Here is a 13,216-nt window from a genome sequence, read left to right on the forward strand (position 1 = left end):
ACGGTGACCGTGCGAGACCTGCTGTACGGCGATGCGTCGGTCCAACCGGCGCGGGCGCTTGCCGACTCGCTGCACCAGAGCGGAACGGTCAGTAACCTCGTTGCCCGCTTTCCCGGGGCTTCGCCCCTCGTCGAGAGCGGCGTAGCTACGCAAACCGATGAGCTCCTGTCGCTGAACCTGCTCGATCTGGCGGTCGACGGATGGGCGAAGTTCAAGGAACTCGTGGAGGCCGCCCGCCGTACCCGCGACAACGCGGCCGCCCGGGAGACGGTGAAGCTGGTGACGCACCAAATCGAGTTCAGTCACCCATGGACTCTCGAGGTGTTCGTCAACGGCAAGTCGGCCGGCACCATCGAGGTGGAGTTGTCCATCTCCTTCGACATGGACCTGGTGGTTCTGGTGGTTCGGCAAGGTCGGATCACAGCGATCGAATCCGGGCGTTGCATCATCACAGGGACACTGGCGATCGCGGGGACCGAGGTCGCCAAGCGTCAGGGTCGGTTCGACTTGTTCGGCGAAATCCCGCTCGGCCATGGGCTGGTGCTGGCCGGACCCACGGCAACGGCTGCGTCGGCCAAGCGTGCTGTCGTCACGAATGCGCAATCACCGACTGCCCATCGGTACCCCGATCCCTTGCACCGGTAGGAGTTTCTCCGTGGGGACGGGCAGCGTTGGATTGGCCGATTCTCGACCCAGCCTGCGTGGCGCCCGATTCTATTGTCGGTGAACATTTTCCGAGCGCTCAGTAGAGCCAATGTCGGTGAAAAGGCCGTCATTCGCAAGGTGACCGGCGAGCTTGTCGGACTCGCGCGGAACGCGATTGAACAGGGCCGTGAGCGCATGATCTTCGCCGGTGAAGCGCAGCGCGGACGACTGCCCGCTGGTAAACGCTTCCGGCGCCGCCCGCACGCTCGACTTCGGTGTTCTGCTCACCGCCCCGACCGGCGTTGGTCAAGCTGTCTCCCGATTCGGGAGGTCGCTGACGCGGTAGTTGCGTGGATATTCGCGGGACCGTGCCGTATGGAATCCGTTAAAAATCACGTTGACATCACCAAGCGTTGTTACCGTGCTGCTAGCTGCGAGCCGGTCTCGCCGTACTAGCGCGGGTCTGCGCGCCAGAAGCTCTAAACATGTTGGAAAGTGAGGCATTTCGATGACAGCTGCAGCTCCACTGCGGGCCGCAACTCTGGCAGTTGCCGCTATGTGTACCGCGGGCGGGGTGCTTTGCACCACCGCGGCGATTGCCCCGCAAGTCGCGCATGCCGATCCTGCCGAGATGGCTCCGCAGGTGTACGACAAGGTCAGCCGTGATGGGTGGCATCTGCAGATCAAGATTGATCATGAGTCGATCAATTCGGTGCCGAACCTGGCCGCGGCGGTGAACTCGCGGGAGGGCTTTGTGACCGCGTCGGGGACGGCGACCGCGACCGGTGGGTCGAGCCCGATCACCGACAGCATCTTCATTCTGGGGTATCAGTTGGGGTGCCAGTCCGACGTGTCGACCGGTCTGCAGCTCGGTGGTACCGGTGGTGCGGCGGGGTCGGCCGGGTTGCCGTTGACCGGGGTCAGCGGCACGATCGGTGCGGCCGGGTTCGTGCAGACGGTGATCCAGCCGGGTGTCATCGTGGATCTGCCGTTGGCGAACATGGCCTTGTCCGATAGTGGCACCGCGATGCTCGACATCGACAACATTCACATCAAGGCCGACGCCTGCGGTGGTGATGTCAACATTCGGTCCTATGCCTACCTGAGGATTTCCACTGCCAAGTCGCACACGGAGTTCGCGATCTACGGCGACCCGAGCAAGATCTGACGCAAGGGGAATCGAATCATCATGTCGCGCAAAGGACTAGGGCCCAAGGCGCTGGGTGTGATCCTGGGGTTGCTGGCGATACCGCTGGCGCCGGGGGTGGCCGATGCCCAGCCGGCCCCACCGGTGCTGCCGTGGTTTCCCGGGCCGCCGGCACCGGTGAGCCCGACCATGGGTAGCTACACGTTCGCCCCGAACTGGATCACCAGCCCGCCGCCGGCTGCCTACGACGCTCGCGGTGTCCGGGCGGCGGCCAGTGTTGATCCGGCGATGAACGCCGACGGCTTGCCCGGCAGCGCCTTGGGGCTGAGCCCCAACAAGGCGAACCTGCTGACCTCCAGCAGTACCCGGTACCGGATCGGGGCCGGGATGAGTCCGAACCCCACGCTGCCCACGGTGGCCCCGGGTACCAATATCGGAGCCGGCATGGAGGGCTCGGCTCTGGAGGATCCGGGCGGTGCGGCGCCCAAGTCCGCGCCGGGCTCCGAGTCGGCGCAGCCGACCACCGCGCCCGCGGTGCCGGGGCAGCCGGCGCCGATCTTGGAGGCGGCCAGCGGGCAGCCGGCGGCGGCCACGCCGGCTGCGACACCGGAGCCGGCACCGTCGGGTCCGCCGCCGGTCCAGGTGCCCGCCGGGGTGTCGCCGAGTTCGTGAAACAACGCAACGGATTAGCCGGGGCCGGGGCGGTCGTGGCCGCCCTGGTTGCCGGCTGTTCCGGTCATCACGACGCCGCACCGGCCCCGGTGTCGTCGTCACCCCAGCCGTCGACGTCGACGGCACACGCAGCCGGGCCATGCACGCTGCCGCATTTCGGGAACCTCATCGAGTGGCTGCACGAACCCGGAAAGCCCGACCGCGCTATCCGCATCAGTGACATCGACGCGGCCACATGCGAACCGACACTGAACAATTGGACAGCCAACCTGGTCGAGCGCCCGGGTGTGTGCTACATGATCGGCTGGGAATCGGCCAACCCCGGCTACAACAACATGGCCGTACCGGCACCCCGATTGCCCAAGGCCATGGACACCATCGGCGACGGTTGCTGACAACCGACAACGCAAAGGAGCCTGCAATGCGCATGACCGCCACCAGAATCGGCTGGGGCATCACCGCCGCCATGACGGCGGCGTGCCTGGCCGGCACCGGGCCCGCGGCAGCGCGACCAAGCACCGACTTCCGGCAAGCCCCGCCACAGACCTGCTCGGAAGCCAACGTCAGCGGAGGCACCGCGTCCTACATCCCGGTCCCCGGTGACCCCACCGCCTACCAGAAATGCGGGCCCGCCGGCCCCGTCGGCATCAAGCACTGCCAGACCGGATCGGCATTCGACAGCTCCACCGGATACTGCGTCGCCTCACAAGGCACGGGCGCGACCCTGAGCGTGGACGCGGTATGGCAAGAGGGCGACAGCTCTGACTGCCAAACAGCTTGCCCGCCACGGCCCATCAAGGTGCGGTTGACCTACAGCGGCACCACCGTCGGTATGGCCTCGGTAACCCTGGTCGATCCGACCGCGCCGAGCAAATCGTGGGGCGGCTCAGCGAGCGCCCTCACCGGCGACGGCGCAACACATTCGGTGGTGATCACCGCCAACAAACTGATACCCACCGCCGCGGACTGGGTGCTCAAACCCGGCACCACCGTCGCCGTGCAGGGATACCTCACCGACGGCAAAGCCAACCCCGACGGCGACCCCACCGTCGCCATCGCCACCCTCAACCAGACCATCGCCGCCACCACCAAACCCGCAGGCGCCGACAGCACCAGGTCTTGAGATAACCGCAGAGAGAGGCCTGGTGATCTGCCTGGCCTGCTCGCTATCGCATTCGTCGGAACACGCCGTACCGGTCGTTGGGTGTGTCACGAAGGTATGAGAAGTTTCGCGTCGGTTGCCTACGATCGGTTGGTATGACCCGCAACCTCGCGTTGATCTTTGCAGTCGTCGCCTTGGCCCCGGCCATCCCGACAATCGCCCCCGCACTCGCCGCCGCGGCGCCGTGCCCCGATGTCCAGGTGGTGTTCGCCCGCGGTACCAGCGAGGGGCCGGGCCTGGGCAGTGTCGGGCGCCCCTTCGTTGACGACCTGTCTGCCCGGATCGCGCCGCGCTCGGTCGAGGCGACGCCCGTCGACTACCCGGCGAGCAGCGACTTCGCCGTCAGCACGCCCGCCGGCATCGACGCCGCGCGGGCAGTCATCGAGTCCACCGCGGCCACCTGCCCCAAGACGAAGATGGTGCTCGGTGGCTACTCGCAGGGTGCGGCGGTCATCGAAGGAGCCACCAACGCGGCACCCCAGCTCGCCAGTCGCGTGGCCGCCACCGCACTGTTCGGCGCACCCCGCACCGGTTTCGCGGGCATGCTCGCCGGCGGACCGCTGCCCGAGCTGGCACCGCAGTACGCGGCCAATTCCATCGACGAGTGCGCCCCGGGTGACCCGATCTGCTGGGTGGATGGCGGGTTCGACGTCGGTGCCCACGGCTCCTACGTGCAGTCCGGAAAGGTCACGGAGGCAGCCGATTTCGCTGCCAGTCGCCTCTAGCTTTCCGCGATCCGGGAATCCCACCACGCAAGCATTCGAGCGCTGTACAGGGGTGGGCGATGCCGACTCGGCCACCATCTGCCCGACTCTAGCGACGCCGAGCGTGTGCGGTGCTCGGTCGAAAGTGCGGGCTGCCGTGACGACACGCCGGTGAACGCACCGATATGCCGCACTCTCGGCGTAGGCCTCCGCTGCGGACGTGCGACTGGACTGGTCGCCGCTTCGCCCAGCGCGAATTCTCGTACCCGAACTACGCACCGGCGCGCAGCTTCCGGACCATCCGCACCGCAGCTGCCTTCTCCTCGGCTATAGCGACAGCTGGTCGGCATGTTTCCCGAGAACGACTCCGTGGGCGCGTCTGCATCCTCGAACCGAAGGTCAGGAGTCCTGGTTTCCGGGGCGATTCATATTCGGCATTTCAAACATCTTTGCGCTAATAGCTTTATGAAGTTGATTACCTCAGACGGTTAACTTTCTGCCGTTGAATTTCAACATCGAATAACGAAAAGAGCTCCGCAAGAATTTTCAGAATTTTCGGCGGAATTCACCCCACGCCGCGATCAGTGTGCATTAATTTGCGAGTTCACGTTACTGATTACTGAGGGGGAGTTATGCAAACGTTTGTCCGGACCGGTATGACCAGCGGTGTGGCACTGATCGGAGCGAGTGCCATCGCGCTGTCACCGATAGTGGTGTCACCGCAGCAGGTACACCTGCCGGCGGTTCCGGTGTCAAGCCTCGCGACGACGTTGACCGCGTCGGTCAATCCCATCAGCGAATGGGCGCAGGTCCTGACAACAACGTTCAACAACATTTCGGCCCTCGGCCAGCAGGTGTGGGCCGACCCGGCTCCCATTCTTAAGCAGATCCTCATCAACCAGCTCGGCTACGCGAACACCATCGCTACTGACCTGGGCGCAGCCGGCAACGGTTTCGTCACGGCCGTGACGGCACTTCCGCAGGCTTTTCAGCAGGCCGCTCAACAGCTGGCCGCCGGCCAGATCAGCGCAGGCATCAACACGGCATGGGGCGCCGTGCTCAACTTGGTGGTAAATCCCGGCTTCGCACTGCTGCAAGGTCAGACGCTCAATATCCCCGGCAAGGTTATGCAGAACGTCGCCAACGTAGCCAAACTACTCCCCGATCTTATTGTCGGTATTGGCTTTTCAGTGCTCGGCACAGTTGGCGGCGTCGAGAGCGCGTTTGCGGATACTGCGCAAGCGGTGTACGACGGGGTGCGCGCCGGCAACGTCGGAGCGGCGCTGAACGCGATCGTCAACGCCCCGGCCGTGCTCACCAACGCCTTCCTCAACGGGTATGGACCGACGGGATTCGGGGGGCTTCTGGCTCCCGGATCTGGCGTGGTTCCCATACTGGTGATTGCCGTTCGCGACGCCATCGCGCAAGCGCTTGGCGCACCGGTGCCGGCCGCGGCGGCGGCCGCGTCCCCCGCGCCCGTCGCGGCGAAGGTGGCCGATGCCGGACCGTCCGCTGTTCCGTCGGCTGCTTTGTCGGCTGCGACGGTCACGCTGGGCGCCGAGAAGGTGACGACGCCTGATACCGCGAAGACCGCGGCGACGAAGACCGCGGCAGCAGAACCCGCCGCGGCGGCGCCAGTCGCCACGGGGCCAGCCGCAGGGTCACCCGCCACGGCTTCGCCCGAGACGCCTTCCACCGCAACCGAACCGAAGCCTGAATCGGGCGCGACCTCGGGCGGCACCACCACGCCAACCAGTGGCACCGGCACGACCGGTGAGCCCACCAAGCCCAGCGGATCGACCGGAAGCGAGACGGGCTCGGGCAGCACCACCACGCCGAACGCTGGCACCGGCACAACCGGCGGCACCAAGACCGGCACAACCGGCGAGCCCACCAAGCCCACCAAGCCCAGCGGATCGACCGGAAGCGAAACGGGCTCGGGCAGCACCACCACGCCAAACGATGGCACCGGCTCCACTGGCGGCACCAAGACCGGTAAGCCCGGCAAAACCGGCGAGCCCAAGAAGCCTACGAAGCCCACGAAGCCGAGCGGATCGGCCGCGAGCGGGACGGGCTCGGGTAGCACCGGCTCCGGCAGCGGCGGTTCCCACGCCGCCGCGTAGTCACACCCTTTTCAAGACCAGTGGGCCCCGCTCATGAGCGGGGCCCACTGCCGTCTGGTGTCTCGAGGGGCGACAGACCTGGAGCGGCCCGCCGGAGCCCTGGTTCCTGGTTTGGGCGCATGAAATTACGCATTCAATACTTCTCTGGTAATAGTTTTCTTTTGTGAATTCTCAATACTGAATAGTGAATAACAATTAATGAATGCGACACGGCTATCGAAACGTATTCAATATGTGCACGGAATTTGACTGGAGGCGAGTTATTTTTCCTTTGCAGTTCCGCGGCGCGGCATTCCGGCCACGTCGTTACTTCACCTCTTGGAGATAACAATGCGATCGAATACGTCCACGTTGCGTCGTGCCGGCGCTATCACTCCGATGGCCCTCGCCGCCGCACTCTGTCTGGCCGGGACGGCACATGCAGCTGTCTCTGTGAATTGGAGTTGTCAGGCCTCGGTTGGAACGTCGAGTATGACAACCTCGGTTACGACCACCGCGCCCAGTTCGGTGACCGCGGGTTCTCCTGTGGCCATTACCATTGCACCGGGTTCATCGACGGTTCCGACGTCGGCGGCCGGTGTTACGGTCGTCAAGATCAGCAATATGAAGATGCTCATCCCGGTCCCGGCCAACTCAACATATGTCTCCTCCAGCGCGTCCGGTGGATCTGTCGCCGGCACGACGGCCCTCGTGGGCAGTAACGTCGAGCTCACTGTTCCCGGCCCAATTGCCGGCGGCGCGACGTACACACCTCCCCAGGTCACCATCAACGTGACGGCCAACGCTCCCGGCTCAATTACCAGCAAGTACGCCGGCACCGGCTATGCCGACCCCGGCATGACCTTCACCACCACCGTGAAACCGCCGCTTGTTCCTCAAATCGACGTCGCAACCGCGTGCTACCCGAACCCGTCTCCGACGCTCACCACCACGACCGTCACCTAACGCCGGTTGGCGCGCAAGAAATAGCCGACTGCACATATGGACGGCGCTGATCGGATCAGGTCAGATTCAGTGCATGACCTGGGGAAGCGCAGCGGTGAACGGCCCTCGACTGGGCGGAATGACCGGCCCAGTCGAGGGTCATTGCCATTTTCTAGTCCAAGCGTCAATAATTCCATCCGGAACCACTCGGCCATCGCTATGATCAGGCCCAGTCATAAAGGACACCTTGGGGGAGGTCTTTCGTCCGATGACAGGTGAACTCGCTCGGATCGCCGCAGACCTGAAGAGAAGACTGGAATCTTTTCACGGAGCTGTCGACGAATTGGCGCACGAACTGATGAGGATGCTCGGCGTCAATCACACAGATCTACGTGCCCTGTTACACATTCTCCTTACGGGCGAGAAGGCAACGACGCCGGGACTTCTGGCTGACCGGCTCGGCCTCACCGCCGCCGGCACCACGATCGTGCTCAACCGCCTGGAAAAGCTGAAATACGTCAGCCGATCGCTACATCCGACCGATCACCGCCGAGTAATTGTGTTGGGCACAGAACTTGCGGCTCGCCGCATCTCGGAACTCACCGCCCCGCTGCTGGATCAGGGCGGCAAGATGCTGCTGAGCTACAACGCGGCGGAGATTGCCCTGATCGTCGGGTTCCTCAGCCGTACGGAAGAGTTGCAGCAAGCTCATTTGAAGCAGATGCGTGAATTGGATCCCTATCCCCAGTAGGGGGCGTCGATCGCCAGAACCGCGAACTGCGCGGCGGCCACCGCGGCGATTGCCATCTTCGCAGTCGACTCATTGGGTATGACGTCGATCGGTGCGCTGATGAGGCGCAGTTGAATTGGGCGTTGATCGATCGCGCCAGCGACGCTCGTATGGACCGCATGTTGCTCAAGGGCGTGAACTTCCACGAAGGTTCAGCTGTTGTGCGCCACGGCCGTCGCCGTATCCCATGAGGCGCGCGGACCTGGCGTGCAATGCCAGGAGATTCCGTTCTATTTCGCTGAACTCGTTGGTGCACAGGGTGTCTGGTTGCTGTCGAGCGTCACACTGACCGCTAGACGCCACGATCCTGCGCTCGGTTGAGCGGGAAGCGAAAAGCTGATATCGGCCCCAGACTTCGGGAGTGCGGGTCGCTCGCGCACAAGGAATGCGGTGGTCCGGGAAACTGATTGACTCACGGACATGTGGGGTGGCGGTCAGCTTCGGAGCGCCGGGTGTGTTCGTTGCTCTACGCACAAGTGAATCACCTTCGTGCGCTGGCGAATTCCCACAGCCTCCGGCCCCCGAGCCCGTCGGTCTATCCAAACCAGGAACCAAAGCTCGGGGGCCGCTGCATGTCTGGCGACCCCTCGCGACACCAGATGGCAGTGGGCCCCGCTCATGAGCGGGGCCCACTGGTCTTGAAAAGGGTGTGACTACGCGGCGGCGTGGGAAGCGCCACCTCCGGATGCAGATGCGCCGCTACCGCTGCTGCCGGAGCCCGTCTGGTTCCCGGTCGATGCGCTGGGCTTGGTGGGTTTGGTGGGTGTACCGGTCTTGGTGCCGCCGGTCGTGGCAGTGCCACCGTTTGGCGTGGTGGTGCTGCCGGAGCCCGTCTGGTTCCCGGTCGATGCGCTGGGCTTGGCGGGTTTGGTGGGTGTACCGGTCTTGGTGCCGCCGGTCGTGGCAGTGCCACCGTTTGGCGTGGTGGTGCTGCCCGAGCCCGTCTGGCTCCCGGTCGATCCGCTGGGCTTCGTGGGCTCACCGGCCGTACCGGATGTACCGGCCGTGGTGCCGCCGGTCGTGTCGGTGGAGCCGGTGCCACCGGTTGGCGTGGTGGCGCTGCCCGAAGTCGTACCCGATTCCGACTTCGGTTCGGTTGCGGTGGAAGGCGTCTCGGGCGAAGCCGTGGCGGGTGACCCTGCGGCTGGCCCCGTGGCGACTGGCGCCGCCGCGGCGGGTTCTGCTGCCGCGGTCTTCGTCGCCGCGGTCTTCGCGGTATCAGGCGCCGTCACCTTCTCGGCGCCCAGCGTGACCGTCGCAGCCGACAAAGCAGCCGACGGAACAGCGGACGGTCCGGCATCGGCCACCTTCGCCGCGAGGGACGTGGACGTAGTCGGAGCGATCGCGTGGGCGATCGCGTTGAGGCCTTGGATCACCTGGTCGATCAGTCCGCCTGAGGTGAGCAGCCCAGGGGCGCCGGACAAGGCAAAACCGTTGAGCACCGCGTTGACGATTGCGCCGGGGGTGGCGACAAGCGCATTGACCGCGCCCGGCAAATCCCTGGCTTTCAGGGCGTCCAGGACGGCCTGCGCTTGAAATGCGGCCGCCTGCATGGTGCCGTTGACGGTGCCGATGACTCCGAATCCCACGCCGACCAGAACGCTGGGGGCCGCGGCGACGGCGTTCGCGAAGTTCTTTGCCATGGTGACCGGAATTTGAAGTAGTTCGAGCAGCGGGAAGACCGGACCGATGATGAGTCCGAGCCCGGCACTGAACAGCGTGTTGTAACCGTCGTAGATCTGGCCCGCCAGAATCTGGCTGACGCCGTGTTGAAGCCCTGCCGGGAAGCCGTAGGGGTTGTCCAACCGCAATTGGTCGACGAGATTCCCGAACGAGGATTGCAGTGCCGCGAACGTCTGCCCGCCGTAGCCGAGGCCGTTGATGAGCAGCTGGTGCAAGATCGGTGCGGGGTTTTGCATGTAGGTATTGACGAGCGTACCGCCGTTGGCGAGAGCGTCTCGGATGATCTGCCCCCACTGCTCGATCGGGTTCACTGCTGCGGTGAGAGCAACCTTCGCCGAGGACACCGCTCGCGCTTGTAGTTCGGCGATGGCGGGCATCGGTTGGGCGATCGGGGCCAGCGCTATCGCACCGGCACCCGCCAGCGCAATACCCATATTGATCCGTGGTGGAACGGCAACCTGCATGCCATCTCTCCTTAATTGACGGTCGTGACACCGGGGAGGTTACCTCGGTAGAAGTCAAATTCCGCAAGTATTTTTATATTCGTTGCGGTACCCTTTCGATCGCAATCTGGATCGAGATGCATCATTGCTGGTTATCGACTTTTAGAACAGTTCTCAGCAAACCGTTCCTCTAATGTGTTTGGTTAAATCCATCTAGCTAAGTTCGTTTAACTAAAGATGTTTAACTAAATGTGATTAATTAAATTTGGTTAATTGAATGTGCGACAAAAGTCGAGGGCGCTCAACGGGCGTTCTATTTGCCGATTTGATCTGCCGCCGGTCAGAAACGAAGGCACGGGCACCGTCGTGGCCGCGGGTGAGTCGCAGGCGCCTTTCGGTCGGGACGGTGGGTATCGCAAGCGGCGGCATGCGTGCGCAGTGCCGCGTTCGGCGGTAGCAGTGGCCGTCCCGGTGTCATCCCGGTAGTGCTATCCCGGCTTCGCCTCGTTTGGTGTGGCTGTCTTGTTTGAAAACGGATCGGCAAACTCCGGTCGAAGTGGCGCCATGTAGGCAATTGCCTGCTCGCAGGGAGCTCCAAGGTTGCTTCCGTAGGTCCCGGGCAATACACGTGGACCATTCGGGCACTGCGCGTGTGTAGTTTGCTGCCAGCCCGGCGCTGGGCGCTTGACTGTCCTCTATGTGGCCTATGAGCTGGGCTGTTCAGCTGACGCGTGTGGGGTCTGGCCATTCTGGAAGTAGCTGTAATTCGCGAAAACTGTTGCTTTATAACTTACTGGTGGGTTAATTTGGCGATGCCGCGGGCTGAGATCGCTGACACAATCGAGGGGTGGGGTAATGCAGCTGACGATGGCCGTAAGTCGCTGCGGGTGTAGCTCTGGTGGGTGGTGGGACGAAGACCGGCGACACCAAGGCCGGAGGGAGCAGTGAGGGCTCGTCCAGCCACGCTGCGGCCGGCGGCGCTGGCGGCGGTCCCGCCGGAACCGAGTAGCTGAACAGGTGGTGGCCTCTACTGGAAGGCGGAGGGCCACAATCGTTTTGGATGTTCGATCGGCGCGGCGGCCGACTGTTCGCGGAGCAGCCGAATACCGCGCGACGTCAGCACGAACACCAGGAGCAGTCAGACGGGTGGACGCGCGAGCTCCCACGCGAACAGCGCGGCGAACGCAGGCGCGCGTTGGGGGATCGCAAGTACGCCTGCGGTGCAGTCAGCTCGCCCGCCTAACGGCGGAGACAGGAAGCGATCACAATGTCATGCCGAAACCGCGACGGTGGCAATCGGATTCGTCATTCCGCCGCAGCCGCAGTGATCAGCGCGGGTACCGCCATCGGCGCGCGCGCATGACCGAGCCAACTTCCCTCACGAGAAGCACTTCGACGTCGGGCACGGGGATGGTTTCGGTCATGCCGGTGGGTGTGCGCTGGCAGGCGCATTGCACCTGCGGAGAAATGACTGCTCGTCTTCATCTGCTGAAAGGGATAGCGGTCAACGACGCGCACGAGCACGCATATAGGACTGGTTGCAGTGTCAGATGGCCGCTCGTTGTCGCGCGTGGTTTGCGCACGACCGGATCACTGCGTGACTCGCAGGGACGACCGTCGATGAATGACTGCTACCCAGCGGAGTAGAGCCGGTGGTGCATGGTCGGATCACTCATGTTGGGTAGCAGTCCTTTTTCCGTCGGCGATCGCCGGTCATGGCGCTGCCGCCGCATTACTGTTCAGGTGAGGGTTCGACGATCGGAGGCATACCAATGACCGAAGCACCACCCGAGACCGGTTTGGAATTGCGGTCGTTGGTGACACCGCACGGCATGCTCGAACTCTCGCTGCATGACGTCGACGTCCCCAAACCGGCTGCCGACGAAGTTGTCGTCCGAGTCGAGGCATCACCGGTCAATCCGTCGGATCTGGGACTGCTGATCCCTGGCGCCGACATGTCGGCGGCGACGGTCACGGGCACCCCGGCGCGTCCCGTCGTCACCGCGCCGCTGCCACCCGGGGCGCTGGCGCAGCTGTCCGTCCGTGTCGGTCAATCACTTCCGGTCGGCAATGAAGGTGCGGGCACCGTCGTGGCGGCGGGAGAGTCGGCCGCGGCGCAGGCACTCCTCGGCAAGACCGTGGGCATCGCCGGCGGCGCCATGTATTCGCAGTACCGCGTGGTCAAGGCCGTAGCCTGCCTGGTGCTGCCCGACGGCGCGACGGCGAAGGACGGCGCATCGTCGTTCGTCAATCCGCTGACCGCGCTGGGCATGGTGGAAACCATGCGCCGGGAAGGACATTCGGGCCTGGTGCACACGGCCGCGGCGTCGAACCTGGGCCAGATGCTGGCCAAGATCTGTCTTGCCGACGGGGTGCCGCTGGTGAACATCGTCCGCAAGGTCGAGCAGGAAGAGATCCTGCGCAACCTCGGTGCGACGCACGTATGCAACTCCGCCGCAACGACTTTCGAGCGGGACCTTGTCGACGCGCTCAAAGCCACGTCCGCGACGCTGGCCTTCGACGCCATCGGTGGGGGCACGCTGGCGAGTCAGATCCTGAACGGCATGGAGCAGGCGGCCAACGCCACCGCGACGCAGTACTCCCGCTACGGTTCGGCCGTCCACAAGCAGGTGTACATCTACGGCAGCCTCGACACGAGCCCCACCGTCCTGACCCGGAGCTTCGGTATGGCGTGGGGCGTCGGCGGCTGGCTGCTCACGCCGTTCCTCGCCGGCGCGGGGGCCGAGGTCATCGGCAGGCTGCGGGCCCGCGTGGCCGCGGAGCTCACCACCACCTTCGCGAGCACCTATACGCAGGAAGTCTCCTTGGCCGGCCTGCTCAAGCCCGAGGCGTTCAACAGCTGCCTCAAGAAAGCCACTGGTGAGAAATTCCTGGTGACTCCCCAGGCGGCCCCCTAGCGCCG

Annotated in this window: 13 protein-coding genes; 10 read left to right on the plus strand and 3 right to left on the minus strand. The window is 64.4% G+C overall.

Annotated features, from left to right (window positions below):
- Positions 1-3 precede the first annotated feature (3 nt).
- On the plus strand, positions 4-645 hold the full coding sequence (locus tag ACX12F_RS04610; RefSeq protein WP_459368469.1) for a hypothetical protein: 642 nt from the start codon (positions 4-6) through the stop codon (positions 643-645).
- A 69-nt stretch (positions 646-714) separates the two neighbouring features.
- On the opposite strand, the gene ACX12F_RS04615 is transcribed toward ACX12F_RS04610, so the two are convergent.
- Positions 715-933, minus strand: a complete 219-nt coding sequence (locus ACX12F_RS04615; RefSeq protein WP_459368470.1) for a hypothetical protein — start codon at positions 931-933, stop codon at positions 715-717.
- Positions 934-1,201: 268 nt separating this feature from the next.
- Between ACX12F_RS04615 and ACX12F_RS04620 the strand changes: the two genes are divergently transcribed.
- The 8 genes from ACX12F_RS04620 to ACX12F_RS04655 all read left to right on the plus strand — a co-directional run bounded on the left by ACX12F_RS04620 (position 1,202) and on the right by ACX12F_RS04655 (position 8,128).
- Positions 1,202-1,813: an MspA family porin gene (locus ACX12F_RS04620; RefSeq protein WP_459370238.1), complete on the plus strand. Its 612-nt coding sequence runs from the start codon at positions 1,202-1,204 to the stop codon at positions 1,811-1,813.
- 21 nt (positions 1,814-1,834) lie between these two features.
- Positions 1,835-2,464 (plus strand): hypothetical protein, encoded by a 630-nt coding sequence (locus tag ACX12F_RS04625; RefSeq protein WP_459368471.1) that lies wholly within the window; start codon positions 1,835-1,837, stop codon positions 2,462-2,464.
- Positions 2,461-2,859: a hypothetical protein gene (locus tag ACX12F_RS04630; protein ID WP_459368472.1), complete on the plus strand. Its 399-nt coding sequence runs from the start codon at positions 2,461-2,463 to the stop codon at positions 2,857-2,859. The genes ACX12F_RS04625 and ACX12F_RS04630 overlap by 4 nt, the downstream gene beginning before the upstream one ends.
- 26 nt (positions 2,860-2,885) lie before the next feature.
- Positions 2,886-3,587 carry a hypothetical protein gene (locus ACX12F_RS04635; RefSeq protein ID WP_459368473.1) on the plus strand — a complete coding sequence of 234 codons (702 nt, stop codon included), beginning with the start codon at positions 2,886-2,888 and terminating at the stop codon, positions 3,585-3,587.
- 134 nt (positions 3,588-3,721) lie between these two features.
- The gene (locus ACX12F_RS04640; protein ID WP_459368474.1) at positions 3,722-4,351 is read left to right on the plus strand and encodes a cutinase family protein; all 630 of its coding nucleotides are present in this window, start codon (positions 3,722-3,724) and stop codon (positions 4,349-4,351) included.
- Between the two features lie 749 nt (positions 4,352-5,100).
- Complete coding sequence (locus tag ACX12F_RS04645; protein WP_459368475.1) at positions 5,101-6,453, plus strand: hypothetical protein; 1,353 nt, start codon at positions 5,101-5,103, stop codon at positions 6,451-6,453.
- A 525-nt stretch (positions 6,454-6,978) separates the two neighbouring features.
- Positions 6,979-7,398, plus strand: a complete 420-nt coding sequence (locus ACX12F_RS04650; protein ID WP_459368476.1) for a hypothetical protein — start codon at positions 6,979-6,981, stop codon at positions 7,396-7,398.
- A 247-nt stretch (positions 7,399-7,645) separates the two neighbouring features.
- The gene (locus ACX12F_RS04655) at positions 7,646-8,128 is read left to right on the plus strand and encodes a MarR family winged helix-turn-helix transcriptional regulator (protein WP_459368477.1); all 483 of its coding nucleotides are present in this window, start codon (positions 7,646-7,648) and stop codon (positions 8,126-8,128) included.
- On the opposite strand, the gene ACX12F_RS04660 is transcribed toward ACX12F_RS04655, so the two are convergent.
- Both ACX12F_RS04660 and ACX12F_RS04665 read right to left on the minus strand, forming a co-directional pair.
- On the minus strand, positions 8,116-8,313 hold the full coding sequence (locus ACX12F_RS04660; RefSeq protein WP_459368478.1) for a hypothetical protein: 198 nt from the start codon (positions 8,311-8,313) through the stop codon (positions 8,116-8,118). The genes ACX12F_RS04655 and ACX12F_RS04660 overlap by 13 nt on opposite strands.
- Positions 8,314-8,820: 507 nt before the next feature.
- Positions 8,821-10,314, minus strand: coding sequence for a hypothetical protein (locus ACX12F_RS04665; protein ID WP_459368479.1), 1,494 nt, complete (start codon positions 10,312-10,314; stop codon positions 8,821-8,823).
- A gap of 1,751 nt (positions 10,315-12,065) precedes the next feature.
- Between ACX12F_RS04665 and ACX12F_RS04670 the strand changes: the two genes are divergently transcribed.
- Entirely contained in the window at positions 12,066-13,211 is a 1,146-nt protein-coding gene (locus ACX12F_RS04670) for a zinc-binding dehydrogenase (RefSeq protein ID WP_459368480.1), read from the plus strand.
- Positions 13,212-13,216 lie beyond the last annotated feature (5 nt).

The organism is Mycolicibacterium sp. HS_4_1 (assembly GCF_054515875.1).

Coding starts and splice junctions, on each gene's coding strand:
- ACX12F_RS04655 (WP_459368477.1), top strand. CDS start 7,646: ATGACAGGTGAACTCGCTCGGATCGCCGCAGACCTGAAGAGAAGACTG.
- ACX12F_RS04620 (WP_459370238.1), top strand. CDS start 1,202: ATGTGTACCGCGGGCGGGGTGCTTTGCACCACCGCGGCGATTGCCCCG.
- ACX12F_RS04625 (WP_459368471.1), top strand. CDS start 1,835: ATGTCGCGCAAAGGACTAGGGCCCAAGGCGCTGGGTGTGATCCTGGGG.
- ACX12F_RS04670 (WP_459368480.1), top strand. CDS start 12,066: ATGACCGAAGCACCACCCGAGACCGGTTTGGAATTGCGGTCGTTGGTG.
- ACX12F_RS04665 (WP_459368479.1), bottom strand. CDS start 10,314: ATGCAGGTTGCCGTTCCACCACGGATCAATATGGGTATTGCGCTGGCG.
- ACX12F_RS04635 (WP_459368473.1), top strand. CDS start 2,886: ATGCGCATGACCGCCACCAGAATCGGCTGGGGCATCACCGCCGCCATG.
- ACX12F_RS04640 (WP_459368474.1), top strand. CDS start 3,722: ATGACCCGCAACCTCGCGTTGATCTTTGCAGTCGTCGCCTTGGCCCCG.